Genomic DNA, 19147 nt, shown 5'->3' on the forward strand with positions numbered 1-19147 from the left:
GAAGCAAACCGCATGCCGAGCTGATTCGTATATTCTGCAGGAGTTTCCTAAGAGTGTGTCGCGTCAACTTCCTGACACTGGTCTCAAGGCTGACAATCGAAGCGTGCGAACGAGAAACACGGTCGCAGCCACTACTCGGCAGGCTTGGATCGGAAGAGATACACAGGCGACGTCAAAATCGGTTCGGCCCGCCGGCTGTAGTCCAGTTTCACGAGGACGGCTTTCCTGCGCGTACGCTTCCGTTTCACGAAGATGCGGCCCACCAGCAGGAAGCGCTCGGCATCTGCGTCTTGCGTCTTACCGCGAATTCCCTTGCAGTAAATGGCAATCCGCTTTCGGCTTTGCCGTGGTGAGTTTTTGTACGTGGCCGGCTCAGCCGGGGCAGGCGGTTTATTGTTCCCAAGAATGCCCGAACCCGCCAGCTGCCGACGTTTTCGACCTGCGACGCGATCAAGGCTATTTCGGTGGGAGGCAATGTGAGCGAAGTGCTGGCCGGTGCCATGCCAGGTATTCCGCTGCGATGGACGACGGGCATGTCGCATATCGAGCTCAAAAACGGTTTGATGAGCCATCAGAAATACCGGAAGTACACCAATCTGATGGAGGCGGAGCTCGCCGCGCATCAAGACCTTGGCTGCACCAGATCGGCGCAATTTCTTCGGCCACTCACTGTACGGCAGCGGCCAGAATCTGGTGAACGACAACCCCTTCTTTAGCCGCAACGCCGGTCGTACCGCCTACCTTCCGAATACCGACAACACGGCCACGCTCGGACTGGGATTGCACGTGTATGGCAGCAACAATACGGTGGTTCAGCGCGCCGACCTGCTTTCGCGCGGCGTCGGGGGCGCCGGCATCCGCGTCGACGGCGGAAACAATTCAATAGCAATCCTGCCCGGGACTCGCGTCGATGCGGACGGTGCCAATGGGCGCGCCGTCATGTTCATCTACGGCAAGAATCACACATTCACCCAACGTGGTGACGTGCAGCTGTCGGCAACCATGGCTTCGCCGCAAGCGTCGATTTCGGCAACAACGCGTTAGGGAATCGCCTCGAGTACCGTGGCTCGTACATTCACACCGCGGGCAATGAACCGGCCCCAATCCTCGATGAAATCAATGGTCCGCTGGTCAGCACGTTCAACCTGACCGGACGTCTGGCTGGCAACTATGCGGCGATGTACATGTCTGGGTCAGATCAACGTGATGCGTGGGGCGGTGCTGTCAGGGCACGTCCGTTCAGATTACGCCCAGGTTGATGGGAACGGTGCGCCGCGGCTAACAAAGTTGACGTTCGGTATGACACCCGATGCGAGTGGTCACTCTAGGGGGCAGCCAGACCCAAGCTTTGCATTCCGCTATGATGGCAATATCGTCGGACGCAACAATCTGTCATTTGCAATTGTTGGGCGGCAGCTCTTTTTTTACCGCCCATCATGAGGTGTACGACGCGAATATCGAAGGTACAACGTTGGCTCCGATTACGATGCGCGCACCTTCCAAATCTTCGTTAGAGCTGGGTTACAAGGCTCCCGTCAGCGACCATTCCTTGGTCGAGCCCCATGCCAATCTCGCCTATGTTCGGAGCAAAACAGATGGTTTTAGCGAGAAGGGATGGAGCTGAGCGACCTTTGATATTCGCACCGACACAATGGAAACGACTCTCTCCACCGTCGGCATCCGCACCACTAACAGCCTTCAGCTTGGGCACGTAAGCTCGACAGCACGAACCGACCTTGGCTGGCGCAATGCCTTTGGGGACTACATTCCACTGTCAATAGGTAGCTTCGCTGGAGCGAGGCCTTCAATAATCTCGGCTGCCGCGACCGCGAGGCGTCAGTTCGGATCTGCCCCGTTTCCGATCTGAGTGATATTTCCAAAGCGGCCCAGTTCAATTGTGAAATCCGCACTGCCGACGCCACCGCGAGCCCGCACCTGCAACTCGCCGCTATCGGACACGCGGGCGTGCAGGGTATTGAAAAAGAGCTGCCGACACCTGATGCAACCACCGAGGACCCTCACTTCTTGATCCATCGGTTCTGGCAGAGCGTGGAAACTGCAGGCTGCCAACGTCGTTGCCCGAAGCTCTCGATCGCTTGCTGGCAAAAATCAACCCATAATCGAATGGTTCCCGCCCGGATTCGCCGAGACCTATGCAAAGCACAGAAGGCAGAGATTGCGTTCGTCGAGGCAAGACCCAACAGGAGATCTGCAGCCTGTATGAGCAGTTCTACTGAGTAACGGAGAATCGATTATCGGTTTGATCGGGCTTCTTCGGAGTGCAACTCCCGTAAGCATTTGCTACAGGAACGATACTTCGTCACGTCGAGAGCAGCTCACTGCGTCGAAGTCCAATCAGCTCCGGCTCAGCAGCACGAGACAATCCCTGTGTTGACCAACTCGGGAGACACAGCGGAAGTCACTTTCCGCTCGGTCGATTGCAGAACGACGCAATTTGAAATCTGCCTCCGACAAGGCCGGCGGGAGGGGTAGACCGTCGCGTCGTCATGGTCCCGCGTCATGGCGCTCCATCGGTACTGCTACCCCCGCCGATCAGCCTCAGCAACCGCTTGTTCTGGACTTGCGCAAAATCGACCATAGCATACCCTCTCACTCTTGTAGTTGGCCAGCGCTTGAACCAATCGCGACGCCGCATGCTCCTTCCAGTCCACTTCGATGCCGAGCGACCTCAGCGACAGCTCCACCAATTCGATAGCGCGCTCCTTGTTGCCGATTGCGTAATAATACTGAGCGACCGCCTCATACGAGTTTATTTTCAAACCGCTACCGGCGGGAGGGTTAAGCTTGAGGACACGCTCCGACAAGTCTTTCCCGATAGCGAGGCGCTCGGCCGATGGAAAGTCGGAGTTATCCTTAGATGGATCAAAGAGTTCGCGGATTGCGTACGCCATCCAAAGTTCCGAATTTCTGTCGATCGCATCCCGAACCAGTTTGCGCATGACCGAGATCCCTTGAACATCATGCATTTTATGAAGCAAAACATCCACCTGTTGCGTGCGGAAGGTGATGTCGTCAGGCATTGCACGAAGAGCCTGCTCGATGATCGAAAGCGCACCAGCCCAATTCTCGGCCTTCATGGCTGACGTGAGTTCGTCCTGCATTGCAAATCTGCGCGCAACCTGTTCATTTTGAGTGATCCGGCGCCTTTCTTCGAGCTCAGCTTCGTTGCTATCGCGCCACGTGCCTTCGAGAATCTTGGGCAAGAGATCATCGAGGCGCGACGGGTGATCTATCATCGCGATTCGACCGTCACGATCGATCACAAAAGAGACAGGTATGGTGGGAAAGGTGCTCGGCTTCAGCCAGAGCTTGTTCATTTCTCCACTATCGTTGAGCGCGATCCTGTAGTTCAGGTTGGGGACCTTTGCGTTCAACCATTTGTCCAACCTCGCTTTAGCCGCATCAGCGGTTGGGCCTCTTTCTGCAGCTGCTACGCCGACCACCTCAACCGCACGATCCCGGTATTTCTCTTGTAGCTGCACCAGGCCTGACATCGCCTTCGCACACGGCCCACACCAGGTTGCAAAGAACTCGACGATGTAGACCCTGCCAGGTTCAAACTTCGCTAGCGGCCGTCCGCGCACCCAACTCTCAACCGCGAGCGCAGGAGCCGGGGAACCGATTGTGAGCGCGGTGGTGGCCTGCGGCAGCGCTGCCAAAGCTACTATCATTTTGTATATCATCCTCGCTCTTCTGCAGACGAGCCACCAGGTCACCCGGGTTGGAATGACAGCACGCCGTGCGTGGCTCGCAGACATCCACTTTGCCATTCAGCTGGTGACGCATCAGCAAGCGCTGTGCCAGCGCTGTACGTTCGGGTGAACGCGAGCTTGCTTGTGACCAGGCTCGTGATTGAATTACTTCATCATCGCTTCGACTTCTGCACGAAAAGCCCGGCGCGAGGCCTCTCGTGAATAGAACATGTGGCCGCCCGGAAAGACGACGAGTTTGACACGCGGTGTGGAGGCAAATGGCGGCAATTGATCGAGCGCGATCTGTGATCCGAAATACGGCGTGACGAGGTCAAACAGGCCGTGCGCGACCAGCAATTTCATGTTCCGGTCCGTCGCCAGGATCTGGCGCAGCTCCGAAAGTGACTCCGGAGGGCTGCGGCCAAAATCCCAGGCCCGCCCGACCGTGTCGTTAAGGAGCTCATAGGACCCGTCCGGCCGCCAGTTAAGCCTGCGAGCAAGCAGATCGACAGTGGCGCTGGTCAGAGGTGCCAACAGCGTATCGCTCGAGGGATCGCCGGAAAGGTGGAAATCGGACTCAGGATATGGATCGAGGCCACGCACCGAGGCGTCATAATTGCCGATTAACTTGCCGTTCTTACGGTCGAATTCACGGCGGAACTCGGGGAGTTCGAAGCGCCCGGCGAGCCTGCGACTGACCGCCTGGTCGATGCCAGTCAGCGCCGCGGACTTGTCGGCCAGACGCGTGGTCGCTTCCTTGTCGGCCTGGCCTTTGATGAGATCGACCAGAAACTCGCCGCGTGCATAAGCTTCCACGTCGGCGAGATCGGCTCGGTTTACCGGACCCTCGGCTTCACGCCGGGTCGCGACATAGCTTGGCAGCCTTGCGACGTATTGCAGCAAGCTCCTGTGGGCACTGTAGTCGAACAGTGGCGAGACCATGATCAGGCCCTTGACGCCTATGCCCTGCCGCAGCTGCAATTGGCGGACAACCTTTGGCCCGCGAATGCCGCCATAGCTTTCACCCGCGATGTACTTCGGCGACAACAGCCGGTCATGCTTTTCGAGCCAGCGGCGGACCACCAGAGCGAGCGCGTTGACGTCGCCCTCAACGGAATAGAGCCGCTTGCGCACATCATCGCCGGTCGCCACGAAACGGCTGTAGCCGGTGCCTACGGGGTCGAGAAACACCAGATCGGTGAAATCGAGCCAAGTTTGCGCGTTTGGCTTCACCTCCGGAAATGTCGATGGCGTGACCTCGTCAGCATTGATCGGCAGCCGCCACGGTCCGGCATTGCCAAGCTGCAGCCAGGCCGATGATGAGCCCGGTCCGCCATTGAAGAAGAATGTTACCGGGCGCGTGCCGCGATCGGTGCCGTCAAGCTGATAGGAGGTATAGGCGATGTCGGCCTGCGGCTCGCCCTTGTCGTCGAACAGGCGGATGGAGCCGGCGGTCGCGACAAAAGAAAGCGTTCGCCCAGGGAGCTCAAGCGTGTGCCTAGTACTGGAGTCCGGCGGCAGGCGATGCTGCTCGCCCGGCGACGGCATACCCGGTGTTTGGCCGGCGCCACCCTTCTGGCCGGCCAGCGTCGTGACCTGGGTGGGCGGAGGCGGAACTACGGCCCGCGCGCTCTCCATTAACCCGCAGGCAAACAGGATCAGCGCAAGAGAGGTGCGGCACGGCGCGATCAACTGCATCGAGTTTCTCCTGTCCCGGCGCGCACTTTGGTGCGCGAGGCGTGTCTGTCAAAACGGCTCTAACCATTAGCTCCGGCCGGGGAACAACAAAGCTACTAGATCCAGTAGTCATCACCATTGCCGAGCGCCCTATCAATCACGGTGCGAAATCCGTCATTCCAAACAAATCTAACAGAGTGCCCCTCCACAGCTTCAGCAAACGCGCCTACAGAGGGCGCAATGTTATCGAGGGCTACTTTTGCCGGCTCAAGGATTTCCGGCGCGTTGCAACTCGCTACGACAAACTTGCGAGAGACTTCTTGGCTGCCGTGTACCTCGCCGCCATCGTCACCTATTGGATCAATTGAGTCTGAACCGTAATGAAGACTTGGGATATTACCTCGCAGAAGATGCATATAGCGCTGCTCCCTTTGGCGCGAGCAAGGTGATCGTCATGAGCCTACCGCGCGCGGTGCGGCTCGCACGCAGGATCGATGCGTAGGATAATCCAATGAGGACCGCTTCCGGCACAGGAGATCAAGCACCCAGGTCCGGCAAGTCCAGTGTGGATGTAAGGTCCGTCACGCTTGGCGTTTATATATCCAAGCCGCAGCATGCCCGGTCATGGAACTAGGACCTAGTCCAGCGTCCACCTAATATGTGTAAGATAGAAATGAGACGCGTCGTGCTTCAATGTACATGGTCATTCGCAAGTACTCCAAGGTTCGTTTGTGCTGGATGGCGGTGAAGGCGTCGGTGTCGCTGTGATGATATTCAAGGATGGCGAAAGCGCCAATGCAGCGAACAAAAGGTCTTGGAGTTCGTTCAAGCGAGTCTGCATGACCTCAATCTTGGAGACCCCGCAATCGTCGCGGGGGAGATATTGGTGAATATCCGATCTGATCAATAGCGCGCCCGTTCGTGACTAGCGAGCTCAACATCGAGAGCCCGCAGTCGTCCCATCGCCATCGAATGCTGACCGTTCTTTGAACGCTTGACGCTCGCGCACTTCCAGGCGATCTCGCCAGGGCCGTTGAATACCTCAACTACTTCTCTGCGGCCGACAAGTTGCAACGCGATGAGATGCTGGGGCTTAGAATAGATAGCCGGCGGCCTCAAAGGGCAGGCGAGGCTGTCTAATGCCGAAACGTTACCCGGCGGACACCTGATTGTCAGCTTCAGAACCAATGTCGGAAAGCTGGCATGGTGATGCGGCACGATGCGGGGGAAACCTGCTGTTTGTCGGCGGCATGCTGCTTGCACAGATCGAGCTGCGGGCGGCGCGACACAGCGCGTGCACGCTCGCAACACGAATTTCTCTACTTTCGCCCAGTCGCTAGAACCTGCTGGCTCGCCCTGTGCGTGCCCGTCCGAGGATAAGGCAATGAAAAAGTCTCTTCTGCGCGCCGCGTTTCTCTCGATAATGTGTTTTACATTCGCGCTGCCCGACGGACAGTCTCGTGCGACGCAGGCCGACGATCCATTTCTCTGGCTCGAGGAGGTCGAGGGGCCGCGCGCATTGGCCTGGGCACAGGCCGAGAACGAAAAGACGCTTGGCTCGCTGCAGTCGGATCCTCGCTATGATCGCTTTTACCAGGACGCGCTCACCGTCCTCCAGGCAAAAGACCGGATTCCGTACGTTTCGCTGCGAAGGCAAGGTCTCGAAAATTTCTGGCAAGACGAGAACCATGTGCGCGGCATCTGGCGGCGCACCACGCTTGAGAGCTACCGCGGCCAGGATCCCCAATGGGAGACCATCCTAGACATTGACGCGCTCGCTGTCGCCGAGAAGAAGAACTGGGTCTATAAGGGCCGCAGCTGCCTCGGGCGCCGCTGCCTCGTCAAACTTTCCGACGGCGGCAAGGACGCCGCGTCCATACGCGAGTTCGATAGTGATGCCAAAAGCTTTGTTACAGGTGGATTCGAACTCCCAGAGGGTAAGCAGAGCGTCAGATGGATTGACCGTGACACTGTCCTTGTTGCACGTGATTGGGGTGAGGGGACCACGACCGAGGCCGGCTATCCTTTCGTGTTGAAGGAACTCAAGCGCGCTCAGCCGCTCGATCAGGCGCGCGAGGTCTTTCGCGGCCAGCGCACCGACTTCGAAATCGTGCCATTGGTGTTTGATGAACGGCGCATCCATGTGACCGGCGTCGCCCGTCGGATCAACGCCTTCGAGCGGCAGTATGTGCTGTTCGGGCCCGCCGGGCCGATCGAGCTCGATCTGCCGAAGAAGGCCTCGATCGTCGGCATCGCGAGTGGCCGCGTGCTTGTGAAGCTGAACGAAGACTGGATCCGCTCCGGCGATACCAGCTTCAAGGCCGGCTCGATGATCTCGTATGATTTGGCCGAATGGAAGCAAGATCCGCTGCGCGCGAAACCATCTGTCGTTTTCCAGCCCAACTCCCAGCAGGCACTCCGCGGATTTGGCAGCACCAGGAATCTCCTGGTCCTGACGATTCTTGATAACGTTCAAACCAAGGCATTCGTCTACAGGTACGATCAGGGAAAATGGCATGCCACGCCGGTCCCGCTGCCGGAGAATGCGAGCGTAAGCCTATCAGCCGTTTCCGGGCAAGCGGACGAAATGCTGTTCACCGTCTCCGACTATCTTACGCCAACGTCGCTTTGGTACTTTGATGCCGCAAGCAAACGGCTCGAGCTCTTGAAGATGGCACCTGCGACGTTCGACGCATCGAAGCATGTCGTGGAGCGGCTCGAGGCGACTTCGCGCGATGGCACGCGGATTCCGTACTTCCTGGTGCGGCCCAGGAGCGCAAGATTTGACGGCTCGACCCCGACGCTTCTCTATGGTTATGGCGGGTTTCAGGTTTCGCTTCTCCCCTCCTATGCGGGAGCTGTGGGTCGACTATGGCTCGAACAGGGCAATGCATATGTTGTTGCCAATCTGCGTGGAGGCGGCGAGTTCGGTCCAGCATGGCACCGGGCGGGCCAGGGAGCAACGAAGCAAAGCACATGGGATGATTTCATCGCGGTCGCCGACGATCTGATCCGTCGGAAAGTCACAAGTCCGCGCCGGCTCGGCGTGATCGGCGGCAGCCAAGGCGGCCTGCTGGTCGGCACTGCAATAACCCAGCGCCCCGAGCTTTTCAACGCGGCGATCATAGGAGTGCCGCTGTTCGACATGCTTCGATTCACCCAGTTGGGGGCGGGCGCGTCCTGGACCGCCGAGTATGGCGACCCGGCCATTCCCGAACAACGAGAGTGGATCGAAGACTACTCGCCCTACCAAAAGCTGGTTCCGGGCAAGTCCTACCCGGAGCCTTTCATTTTTACCTCCACCAAGGATGATCGCGTGCATCCTGCGCACGGCCGCAAGGCCGCCGCGAAGCTCGCTGCACTGGGCCAGTCTTATTTCTACTTTGAGAACATCGATGGGGGACACAGCGCCGCCGCCAATCTCGTCGAACATGCGCGCCAGCTGGCTCTAGAATATACATATGCATCCAGGCGGCTTTGCCCCGAGCCACCGGGAGGCGCACCCTAAACATAGGTCAACGGTACCGTGGTCGTAAACTTCAGCTCTTCCATGCTAATGAACGAGCTGACATCAGCAAAGTCCAGGCGGGTGATCAGCTTCTTGTAGACCGCGTCATAGACCTCGACCCCAGGCACCACGAGGCGGAGCAGATAATCGGTTTCGCCGGTCAAGCGATAGGCTTCGACGATTTCCGGAATGTCTGCAATGGCACGGCGGAAGTCCTCGAGCCACGCCATCGAATGACGCGACGTGCGTACACCCATGAACACAGTCATCGGCACGTTGGCTTTGCGTCTGTCAACCAGGGCGACGCGCCGGCAGATCAGGCCACTGTCCTCCATATGCTTGATGCGCCGCCAACAGGCGGACACCGAAAGATTGGTCGATTCGGCGAGCGCTGTGACGGGAATTGCTGCGTCGAGCTGCAACTTGTCGAGAATCTTCAGGTCGCGATCGTCCAACGCCATGTCCTTTCAGCCGGCTTCGGAGCTCGGGTGAGAAGAGTTTTTGCTATCGCAGAGATAGGGCCTTTGATTTGCACTTTCCAGAGCGATTGCGCCAAACGACGCCGAGATTTGCCGAAGGCGCGGTAAGCCTGTGTCGCCTTCGCATGAAGTGGAGATCTCAAAATGCAGCGGACGATTGGGCTGATCGGAGGGATGAGCTGGGAAAGCACAGCCATCTATTACAAGGAAATCAACGAAATCGTCCGTCAGCGCCGCGGCGGTCTCGCCTCGGCAGACATCTTGCTACGCTCGGTTGACTTCGGGTATATCGTCACCCTTCAGAAGGCAGGAGATTGGAGGCAAGCCGCTGCTTATCTAACGAGGATAGCCCGGCAGTTGGTCGACGCGGGCGCCAGCTGCATCCTGATCTGCACCAATACGATGCATGTGATTGCCGACATTGTTGCTGCCGAGCTGGGTGTGCCACTCATCCACATCGTCGATGTGACCGCTGCGGCTCTTCTCGCCGCTTCCTTCAAGAGACCACTGTTGCTCGCGACGCGCTATACGATGGAGCAGCCATTCTATTGTGATCGCCTGCGGCAGCGCTTTGGCCTTTCAGCTGTCATACCGGCGGAGAACGAACGGATCCGGATCCACGATGTCATCTTCGATGAGCTGTGCTGCGGAGTTATCTCTGATCAGTCGCGCCAGGAATTTATTGACATCATCGCGCGCGGTCGTGCACGGGGCGCCGACGCGCTCATCCTCGGCTGCACGGAGATTGGTCTTCTCATCGGGCCCGAACATACAGAATTTCCGGTGTTCGATTCGGCAAGGCTGCACGCCAGGGCGGCAGCCGATTTCGCTGAGGGTAAGCTGTCACTTGGTGCCGTCTCCATAAACGCGCGGCGATGATCGCCTCGCCGTTCGGCACTTGATCTCGTCCTCGGTAGTGACGCTGACCTCGGCCTGAGCCGGGGTCTCAACGCCGCTGTACCTGGCCATGTCGCGCAGCGCGGTAGCGCAGGAAGGCAATTGTTAACTTGTCACAAAATCAAGCGATGGTCGATCGCGTTCGACCTTCAAGCATCCGGCTCCGAGGAGTGAACTTTAGTGAGCGCTGCCATGGACGTCGTGGTTGCGGCTTTGACTGTCTCGTTCAAGACGTCGGTTGTTTCAGGCGCGACAACAAAGGACGCCTGCAACCGGGTGATGCGCGAAAGCCTACATCGTTTCGTCATGAAAACGCTCAAGTAGCATTGGCATGCCGGTTGCTTGAGGATGTGACGAAACCACTGTGACATGATGGTCGTTCAGCACCCGATCCAGGTATTCAGATGAAACTTGCCCGCTTGATCGATGGCAGAGGTCTCCTGATGCGCTTTCCAAACCGCGCGCCTGCGTCGCGAACTCTGCCATCTTCGGATCGCGCTTCGGTTTGCCGGCCAGAACCCAATTGTCTTGTAAAGGGCTCGCGGCGAATGGCGGTCCTCAACAAGATGGTGCACACCAGGGTAAAGGCGTTAAACCTCAGGACGATTGTTTGCGTCACTTTTGGCCGGTGGCTCAAGCGCTGGCATCTGCGAGATGCCGTTGTTCTTGAAGCTAAGCGCCGGCCTTGCGTCGGTGCTTGCAGATGGTCAATGCGCTGATGCGGGACGATTGGGATCTTGAGAAAATAGTCAGGCAACAGGACGAGCTCAAGGTCAAGCTGCTTCGCGCCCAATCGGTTGTCGCCGAATGCAAGACAGGATTGGCGGATCTGGAGCGGAGGCTTGAGCGTCGAGCAGTCTCATCGCCGATCAATGGACGCAAGCGCAACTCTGCGGCAAACAATTCAATACGTAACGCACGACCGCGCAAATCGCGAAGCCGTCGATGATCCTGTTGACCAGGATGCTGCCGTGGCGTTTTCGGGTCGATCATGGGACCGTTGAACGCTGCCACCGCGCACGATAATGGCGACAGATTTTGTCACGGACCTGGCGAAGATCTCGAGACGCATTGTGTTGCGAACCCGGCGGGCGAACTGGACTAGTGGGTGCGGCCCTGCCGATAGGCTCGGCTTTTTGGTTGATCGCGGTGCGTTGGCCAGAGGATGCGCGCGGAGTAGCCCCACATTCGGACGCATCGCCGCGTTTTTGACTAGAGCCTCCTGTTTCGGGGGCTGCTCACGCGGATGTCCTGGATGGAATGTCAAAGAGCTCTCCACCTTGGCCCAGGGCCAGTTCGGTCGTTTTGTCCGTCTTCAAGTCGTTCAAATTACCGGTAGACGTGTGTGGAGGGGGCGCGAGGAGGCGCGTTCAATGATCACGATGGTCCGCTATGGCCGTGGCGCAAGGCATGCGACGTCCCGGGCGGTGCTGACCGCGGACGCCGACCATGCCTCATCCGGCATCGCATGGATGATGACGAGAACTGGCCGACTATGTCCCGCAAGCGATCACAATCCGATCCGGAAGAGGGCGGGTAACGGCAGTCACCTAAGTTCGTGAGACGCCAGGAAGAGGGTTCCCGGTGCGAATGCGATCCGGTGCCGGCCGTAGCCTCGTCAGCTTCTCGAAAGCTTGCCCGATTACGGACTAACCCACTGATCCTGGACGAGAGGCGGCGTGGACTCGCACAATTTCGACGTATCCAATGTAGCACCTCCGCCATCGGTACAGCACGCCGTTCGAGGCGATCACAACCGAACTAGGCGGAACAAGACGCCTTTGGGCAGCAATTGGATGCAGTGCGCGTGGCCGATCCCGCGGGGCTTGGCCGACGCTCCGGCCGCAAACCGCCGTCGAATGTGTCTCGCGCGGATCGGGCGGAGTGGACCTGTTCGCCGGCCGCTTGCCGCCCATGGCCGATACCGCGGCACTCGATTTCGAGTACCTGCCATTCTCACCAGGCGAGCTCCGTGGAGTGCTGGATGATGAGGCTGTGCCGTCCGGCCTGGATCAGCCGGTCGGCGATTTGCCGGTTTCGACTGATCCAGATGCTTTTATATTCAACGAGGAGCAGATGCCGCCAGGAGAGCTTCGGCAATTGCTTGATGATGATCCGGCATCCTCAGCGGCGGATGAACCGCCACGCCGGTTGCCCAGCGACTATTAGAGAACACGAGCCATTGTCGCAGACGCCCTGAACTCGCTATCGCGACCGGTTAAATTCCCGGGAAAAACCTGCGACGCATTTAGCTTGTATCGAGCGTATCGCGTTGCCTTTCGGCGAACCGGCTTCGCGTCCATTACTTGCTGAGCGAGCGCCAGCTGGCGCGGATATCGGCCGCAATTTCGGCTGGCGGTGGGAGTGCTGGATGTTGCGCGCCTTGTGGATCGGGCAGCGGCTAAGTAGCGAGGCCGAATCGAAGCGCAGCGGATCGCCTTCGACAACGTTTAGCGCCAGCGGCGATGAACAGTCCATGTCCCTAACCCCGCGGGCGCTCGACCTCAATCTTGCCGCCGTGAAAGCGGATCCGCCCCCGCGTTCCGTCCAACGAACTGTCGCTACAAATCTTGCGTGCGCCTTCCTGGCTGAACGGCAGCTTCGGTGTCGGATGACTTGTCCGCTCCTGTCAGTGCTTGTAGTTCGGGTCGTCGATCGAACGTCGAGGCGACGGAGCGTGCGGATTCATACGCAGTTGTAGCTGCAAAAAAGCCGAAATCGGGACCGGCTGGGCGCTTAATCAGTGTGAGCAGGCTGAGAAGCTGTTGGATTTTGGACTATCGGACAACGCTTCGCCTTCGCGCTAGGCAAGGTGGTACTGCGCGATCGCAAGGTCCAGGCCTCTGCTGCGTCTTATAAATGTCATCTTGCGCGGGCCAGTGACGCGCGCGGCGGCTCGATCGAGCTAGCGCTCAATACCAGACAAGGCACGCGGCAAGGATGCGCGTGACAAAGCATGAGCAGGTCGATGATAAAGCGTTTTCGCAACTGGGCCCTACTGTCCATACTCGCCTCCATGGTTGTCTGCCCCGCCGCAAAAGCGCAAGACCGCCGGACTATCGCCGAACCTGTTGCACCTCATACGGTCTGCGATCGCCCCGTGCCTTCCGGCAAGAACGATACAGTTAGGCTACAGGACGCCATTCAACATTGCCCCGCTGGCGCTGCAGTTTATCTCGGGCGGGGCGAGTTTCACTCAGGTCCACTCGAGATGAAATCGGGCGTGACCTTATGGATCGGACGCGGAGCGGCGCTGATCGCCAGCCCCGAACCTGCTGCTTACGACAAGGGCCGCGGACAGTGTGGTCGCATCACGGGTAAGGGCGACGGTTGCCGGCCATTCATCAGCTTTTCCAAAACGCGTGGCGGCGGCATCTACGGGGACGGCATCATCGATGGTCAGGGCGGCGCAATTATGGGCGGCGGCGCCGAAACCTGGTGGCAGCTGGCCCGCCGCGCGCAAGCCGAGGGCGGCAACCAGAACGCCCCGCGCTTGATCCAGATCGATCATGCGCAGGACATCACGTTCTCTGGTGTCACCTTGCGCAATGCGCCCAATTTTCATGTCGCAATGAACCGGGTCGAAGGTGCCACGTTTTGGGGCCTCACGATCGATGCACCGGCGGATGCCCGCAATACCGACGGCATCGACCCTGGCGCGAGTCAGGATGTGACCATCATCCACAGCTTGATCCGCACGGGAGACGACAACGTCGCAATCAAGGCTGGCGACAATGGCTCAAGCAGCCATATCTCCATCATTGATAATTATTTCGGCTGGGGGCACGGCATGTCGATCGGCAGCGAGGTGAATTCCGGGGCTAGCGACATACTGGTGCGTAATCTGACGCTGGACGGTACGACGTCTGGCCTGCGCATCAAGAGCGACGTCAGTCGAGGCGGTCTGGTCGAGCGCGTGACTTATGAGAACGTGTGCCTGAGGGGCAACCGGTGGCCGGTGGCGTTCGATGCAAAATATGATCCGCGCGCACAAGGCACGAAGATTCCGGTCTATCGGCAGATCGTTCTGCGCCATGTGCTTGGCGACAATGGTGTGCTGCTGATGCGCGGCGTAGACGAGCGGCATGCCCTTGACGTGACGCTCGAGGATGTCCGATTTGCCAATTCCGCGACTTGGCAACTCGAATACGCGAACGTGACGGCAAATCACTCTGACGTATCGCCGCCGCTGCCGGGACGAGCTACAGAACCGCTGCCGCGCGGATCGGAGGCATGTTCCAGGGCATTCCGCGACGGCAATCGGTAAGCACTACCCCCGGCGCAGAACGGGTGGTGTCCGCATCGGCGGGCCTAAATTGCTGGTGTTGCGCAAAGGTCAGTCTCATGTCCGGTGCTTCGTTGCAGGCGGCCGCCGGGTTTGCAGGGCCGGAATTGCGAGAGTTACGTGCAGGTTCTGGTTTGGCGAGGAAAATGTGTTTGACCATGCACGGGGGCTATCCCGCGGGGTACCTTATATCGATTGCGTCGAGCGTGCCGCGAACTCAAGGAAGAGTGAGATCACATGCGAATTTTCGTGCCGTCTGCTGCGTTTCTGGCCGGATGTTTCTGCATCCCGGCAGCGTACGCTCAGCCACTATTGGTGTCGCATGCCGGAAATGCGGACTATCACTCCGTGCAGCAAGCCATCGACGCATTGCCGGCGGAAGGCGGAAATGTCCGGATCGCGCCGGGCATCTATCGCGAGAAGGTCAAAATCTCCAAATCCGGTGTTCATATCGAAGGGGCTGGCAGAAAGCCGGAGGACACGGTCATTGTGTATGGCGACGGCGCGATCAACGTAGGAGGAACCGCCCGTTCGGCGACGCTGGATGCCGCTGGCGATGACTTCCGGCTCGAGAATCTGACCATCCAGAACGACTACTCCCTCAATCCAGCCAATCCACCCTCGCAGGCGGTAGCGCTGTCCGTTACCGGAGACAGGGACGTCGTTACGCGCGTCCGCCTGCTCGGCGCCCAGGACACGCTGTTTGCCGGCAAGGGACCAAACGGCAGAATGTCACGACAATATTTCTCGAACTGCTACATCGAAGGGCATGTCGATTTCATATTTGGCAACGCCAAGGCCTGGTTCCGGCAATGTGAGTTGCACGGCATCGCCAATCAAGCGGTCATCTATACCGCTCAGAGCAAGGCAGCGCCGGATGAGGACAGCGGCTATGTTTTTGATCATTGCAGGCTAAGTGCCGACCCCGCCGCGCACTATATCGCACTTGGCCGCCCCTGGCGCCGCTACGCCACAGTGGTCTTCCTCTCGACGAAGATAGATGCCCCCGTGATCGCGGAAGGGTGGCGCGAATGGACGCCCGGCAAGACCAATACGTTGAGGACAAGCTACTATGCTGAATACAGATCCTTCGGCGTCGGGGCTAACCCCTCAGGCCGCGAGCCTCACTCCCATCAACTGACAGATGGCGAAGCTGCGAGATGGTCGCTGAGCGTGTTCTTCGGAGGCGCCACAGATTGGCTGCCAACGAACCATCTCGATGGAACACAGAGCAACGTTCACCGGTGAAGGGCTTCGACGGCGATCCTCGGATAAATGACGGGAGGAGAGCCTGATTGTGATGGAGAGTCTTGTACAGCAATCCAGCGCGGTGGTCTCTAGACGCGCCAGCCAGTCACGACACCAGCACGCGGCTGGTCGATACGGCTCAGAGGGGTGGTGAGGCGTTGTCAATTAGGGGCGGGGCGCTTTGAAATGTTCTAAGGCCACGCCAGAAAAGCGAGCTTCGGGAACGTCTCCCGGGTTTCAAGTGCCCATCTTAAATCAAAGTGCACTCGGCTCGGGTAGCCAAGTCGTATTGTCTGAAGTGGCTGCCCACCTGGCTGCCTATTAGCTCTGACGTGATCAATCCGCCTTTATTCCCTGCAGCCTATGCAGAGGCCAAAGGAGCGCTTGGACCACCTGGCTATGTTCGTATTGGCAGCTAAGCGCCAGCGTGACATCGACAGGAGGACGAGTCGGATTGGAAGAGCCCGCCCCATTCAAAACATTCAAGCGATACCCGACGCGGATGCCATCCTTCAATATTGGCATCTGATTGCTCGTGTAAATTGCTGACTCGCTCGGGTTGCTTGACGTCACAGACCAAGATTCCGCCAACTCGTGACCAGTGCAACTCAATTCCATTGAGGCCACTGTTTGCGGAGGAAAATTTCTTACGGTCGTGATGATGTGCGTATCGGGAGGAACGTTAGCAACGATGGTTGCCAGTACAGCCCAAGCCCCAACTGCTACCCACGCTAAAAATCGTACGCGCTTATCATTTTTGTCGATCCAGGTCCCAAGCGACATTTCGCGACCTTGAAATGACATTATGGCGATCCACCATTCTAAGCTGAAAGCTGAACCCGGATCAATGTACCAGTTTCGGGAATGGGCTACGCGCCGCCGATCGTTCGCGTTCAAGGCTGTTGGGGGGGCTTGCGATCCTACGGAAGACGTGGGGATAGGGTCGCTGAACAGCCGCCCGCGAACGCTTGGACGTATCGCCCGCTCGGGACGCCCCGGGGGCTGGTGTAGACGCAATGGGCGCCAGACGCACCACTCACGCAGCGCGCCGGCCGATGTCCTCTCGACCCAACTCGTAGGCGCAGCCTCTCAGATGATATGCATCTAGATTAAATTCGACAGTCCGAGTTCTCTGAGCTGATACCGGTCAGACGGAGATCATAACTCTCTTCCGATCGCTGGGTGACTCCGGTTCTTCACCTTGATCCAGTGCTTCTGCCGCCCCCACGGTACGGCCGATCGCAATGCTTGGAAACCAGGCCCTCAAGTCCCATCCGGCAAGCTCGCCCGAAATAGGTCAGCTCCAATCTCGCCGCGCTCGAACGGCGTCACGCTGATCCCGTCCGGCCTGCAGTACCTATATCCCCACGGCCCTGTCCCAAGGGCACCCTCGCCTGATTAGTTGCCAAAAGTCTATATGACGGCCGCTTGCTGATTATTTCGAACTGGTTACAATGCAACCTCTTGTAGAATTTTTCATTTGGATCTGCCAATTGGCAACAAGCATTGAAGAGATCGTTTCGGCTTATGTACGTCTGAAGAACCGGCAAGCGTTGGAGAATATGCGAGACCTTCGGCGCCAGTTGCTCGAACAGCTACAGTCCACATCAGGCATTAATCCGACTGACTCTCGAGATGCTTTGCTTGATGATCTCCGAGTGATCGAGGATGGACTCGAGCAGCTCCAACTGAGGCAGTAACGGACGGACGCTGGTTCACGCTGGCGGGTCTATTCGTTTCACGGATCTGGCAGGGTCCTACTCCGCCGGAAGAGCGGAACCTTAACTTAGGTTACTCGTTTGCACCCTAGTGAAAGTCCTGGGGTACGGCGAATGGATCAGCGAGATCGGAAGGCCGCCATGCGGGCGCGTATGGATGAGCTGATAGAGGCAATCGCCAAAGCCATTTGCGAGGGCAGGCCGCCGGCAGCAGAGCTGCGTGTACTTAGAGGACTTACGGCTCAATTCGCCAAGGAAGTCACCTGCCCCGAAAAAGGTTGAACCCGAGGCCACGCTGGGGACATCGATGGAAACCCTTATCGACTACCACGCCTATACGATAGGTGATGAGGGGCATATCAACATGCGCATTGATCTCCGCTGCGAAAGCGACGCTGCAGCCAGGGAACGCGCCCGACGTTTAGTAGACGGTCATGCCGTTGAGCTGTGGCGCGGCGATCAATTGCTAGATCGGTTTGAGCCCGAAGCTAAGCAGTAAGACCGCCTCCGTCAGCGGCTCGTCGCTCTTCTTCGGCCAGGGAGTGACCGCAGTCGACCGCAGTCGACCCGTCAGGGTCCGAATTCGCTGTCCTAGTTTAATTCAGGAGCCGCCCGGATCCGGTAGCATCAGCTCTCTGAAACGGGCCGTGCTATGCCGCAAGATCAGACCGAATCTCCCATTCGCTGCCCTAGGTGCAAGAAGCCGACCCGACGCTTGAGCGGCTCTGGAGTCCCAAATCTGGCGGCTATGTCCGCGTCTACAAATGCGCGTGCGGCGAACTGGTCTGGGACGACTAGCTCCCTTGGACTAACTGCCCTGGCTCGGTGTTAGTTACCTATGGTCGGAATGATCCTCATATTGGCAACTGGCGGCACGATAGCGTGCGCGGCGATCATTGCCATATTCGAGATCAAGGCGGCGAGGGATCGTAGACGCCTGAAAAGGTAACGCCGCCTCAGTTGGCGCAGCTATCGTTTAGGAACTTGTAGCAAGGGACTGGATTGTTGGTGCGCTCTGGCCGGTAGCCCCCCGCCGTGCCGGAGCACAACGGCCCCAGCCGCCGCCATTGGCTGGGGCCGCTCTTATGCCGCACGCCTGGAACCATAAATCCGCATATGATTCGTGTTTGCAGCTTTCCTCAAGTGGGGATTGCAATGCGATATGTTGCGTATGCCGTCGATTTATCTGGCGTTGCTCGTGGAGTTTATGAAATCGACAGTCCAACTGACGAAGACGCCAAAAAGCGAGCAGAAAAATTTCTGGAAGCTCATCCTGCTGTGGAGATGTGGGCGGGCCCCCGTAGGGTCGCTCGGCTTGTGCGCGAAATCTCAGACTGGTCAAGGCGCCCCATCGTGTCATGGATGGACGAGGCACAGCCGCCGGTTCGCGCTGGCAGTTGCCGTGGCGATCGTGCGGAACGTCGCGGGCGACGGCCGCAGGGCTTATTCCAGATCGGCGCCTGCTAGTGCGCATGGATCGGCCTCAAGCCCTGAGCCCCGATCGCGGCCATGTGCTTCACCCAGCTCGACAGCGACATCGGGGTCCATGGCGAAGGCCTGTTGCGAGGGTAGCCCGCGATCGATCACGACCGTCGGCCGGCGTCCTGTGTGCTGGCAGTCCG

15 protein-coding genes and 3 pseudogenes are annotated in these 19147 nt (G+C 58.6%); 13 read left to right on the forward strand and 5 right to left on the reverse strand.

The window, feature by feature from the left end; translation table 11 throughout:
- Positions 1 to 131: 131 nt before the first annotated feature.
- A complete protein-coding gene (locus CWO91_RS44170) occupies positions 132 to 623 on the reverse strand; it encodes a hypothetical protein (RefSeq protein WP_245471206.1) in 492 nt (163 codons plus the stop codon).
- A gap of 7 nt (positions 624 to 630) precedes the next feature.
- Between CWO91_RS44170 and CWO91_RS44175 the strand changes: the two genes are divergently transcribed.
- The 3 genes and pseudogenes from CWO91_RS44175 to CWO91_RS11145 all read left to right on the forward strand — a co-directional run.
- Positions 631 to 1044, forward strand: a complete 414-nt coding sequence (locus tag CWO91_RS44175) for a hypothetical protein (RefSeq protein WP_245471207.1) — start codon at positions 631 to 633, stop codon at positions 1042 to 1044.
- A gap of 265 nt (positions 1045 to 1309) precedes the next feature.
- The gene (locus CWO91_RS44180) at positions 1310 to 1624 is read left to right on the forward strand and encodes an autotransporter domain-containing protein (protein ID WP_245471208.1); all 315 of its coding nucleotides are present in this window, start codon (positions 1310 to 1312) and stop codon (positions 1622 to 1624) included.
- A 164-nt stretch (positions 1625 to 1788) separates the two neighbouring features.
- Positions 1789 to 2237: pseudogene (locus tag CWO91_RS11145) on the forward strand (glutamine synthetase); the annotation flags it as partial.
- Positions 2238 to 2540: 303 nt separating this feature from the next.
- Here CWO91_RS11145 and CWO91_RS11150 read toward each other — a convergent pair.
- Together CWO91_RS11150 and CWO91_RS11155 are read right to left on the reverse strand one after the other, a co-directional pair.
- A complete protein-coding gene (locus CWO91_RS11150) occupies positions 2541 to 3704 on the reverse strand; it encodes a TlpA family protein disulfide reductase (RefSeq protein ID WP_245471209.1) in 1164 nt (387 codons plus the stop codon).
- A 174-nt stretch (positions 3705 to 3878) separates the two neighbouring features.
- The gene (locus tag CWO91_RS11155) at positions 3879 to 5411 is read right to left on the reverse strand and encodes a S10 family peptidase (RefSeq protein ID WP_208753011.1); all 1533 of its coding nucleotides are present in this window, start codon (positions 5409 to 5411) and stop codon (positions 3879 to 3881) included.
- A gap of 131 nt (positions 5412 to 5542) precedes the next feature.
- On the opposite strand from CWO91_RS11155, the pseudogene CWO91_RS11160 reads away from it, so the two are divergent.
- Together CWO91_RS11160 and CWO91_RS45410 are read left to right on the forward strand one after the other, a co-directional pair.
- Positions 5543 to 5758, forward strand: a pseudogene (locus tag CWO91_RS11160) (transposase); the annotation flags it as partial.
- A 360-nt stretch (positions 5759 to 6118) separates the two neighbouring features.
- A pseudogene (locus CWO91_RS45410) lies at positions 6119 to 6300 on the forward strand (hypothetical protein); the annotation flags it as partial.
- Here CWO91_RS45410 and CWO91_RS45415 read toward each other — a convergent pair.
- Positions 6294 to 6701 carry a DUF6998 domain-containing protein gene (locus CWO91_RS45415; RefSeq protein ID WP_433995553.1) on the reverse strand — a complete coding sequence of 136 codons (408 nt, stop codon included), beginning with the start codon at positions 6699 to 6701 and terminating at the stop codon, positions 6294 to 6296. The pseudogene CWO91_RS45410 and the gene CWO91_RS45415 sit on opposite strands and share 7 nt — an antisense overlap.
- Before the next feature lie 73 nt (positions 6702 to 6774).
- Between CWO91_RS45415 and CWO91_RS11170 the strand changes: the two genes are divergently transcribed.
- Positions 6775 to 8898: a prolyl oligopeptidase family serine peptidase gene (locus CWO91_RS11170; RefSeq protein ID WP_130213496.1), complete on the forward strand. Its 2124-nt coding sequence runs from the start codon at positions 6775 to 6777 to the stop codon at positions 8896 to 8898.
- Here CWO91_RS11170 and CWO91_RS11175 read toward each other — a convergent pair.
- Positions 8895 to 9359, reverse strand: coding sequence for an Lrp/AsnC family transcriptional regulator (locus CWO91_RS11175; protein ID WP_130213497.1), 465 nt, complete (start codon positions 9357 to 9359; stop codon positions 8895 to 8897). The two genes, CWO91_RS11170 and CWO91_RS11175, sit on opposite strands and share 4 nt — an antisense overlap.
- Positions 9360 to 9521: 162 nt before the next feature.
- On the opposite strand from CWO91_RS11175, the gene CWO91_RS11180 reads away from it, so the two are divergent.
- From CWO91_RS11180 to CWO91_RS11215, 7 genes are all read left to right on the forward strand, one after another.
- Positions 9522 to 10256 carry an aspartate/glutamate racemase family protein gene (locus CWO91_RS11180; protein WP_130213498.1) on the forward strand — a complete coding sequence of 245 codons (735 nt, stop codon included), beginning with the start codon at positions 9522 to 9524 and terminating at the stop codon, positions 10254 to 10256.
- Positions 10257 to 10466: 210 nt separating this feature from the next.
- The gene (locus CWO91_RS44990; protein ID WP_283810949.1) at positions 10467 to 10598 is read left to right on the forward strand and encodes a hypothetical protein; all 132 of its coding nucleotides are present in this window, start codon (positions 10467 to 10469) and stop codon (positions 10596 to 10598) included.
- Between the two features lie 379 nt (positions 10599 to 10977).
- Entirely contained in the window at positions 10978 to 11223 is a 246-nt protein-coding gene (locus tag CWO91_RS11185) for a hypothetical protein (RefSeq protein ID WP_245471210.1), read from the forward strand.
- A 935-nt stretch (positions 11224 to 12158) separates the two neighbouring features.
- A complete protein-coding gene (locus CWO91_RS11190) occupies positions 12159 to 12443 on the forward strand; it encodes a hypothetical protein (RefSeq protein ID WP_130213499.1) in 285 nt (94 codons plus the stop codon).
- 1042 nt (positions 12444 to 13485) lie between these two features.
- A complete protein-coding gene (locus tag CWO91_RS11195; RefSeq protein WP_245471211.1) occupies positions 13486 to 14541 on the forward strand; it encodes a glycoside hydrolase family 28 protein in 1056 nt (351 codons plus the stop codon).
- A gap of 255 nt (positions 14542 to 14796) precedes the next feature.
- On the forward strand, positions 14797 to 15807 hold the full coding sequence (locus CWO91_RS11200) for a pectinesterase family protein (RefSeq protein ID WP_245471212.1): 1011 nt from the start codon (positions 14797 to 14799) through the stop codon (positions 15805 to 15807).
- A 2025-nt stretch (positions 15808 to 17832) separates the two neighbouring features.
- Entirely contained in the window at positions 17833 to 18024 is a 192-nt protein-coding gene (locus CWO91_RS11215; RefSeq protein WP_130213502.1) for a hypothetical protein, read from the forward strand.
- The last annotated feature ends 1123 nt before the right edge of the window (positions 18025 to 19147 follow it).

This window comes from Bradyrhizobium genosp. SA-3, assembly GCF_004212635.1.
In the GTDB taxonomy this organism is placed as follows: Bacteria; Pseudomonadota; Alphaproteobacteria; order Rhizobiales; family Xanthobacteraceae; genus Bradyrhizobium.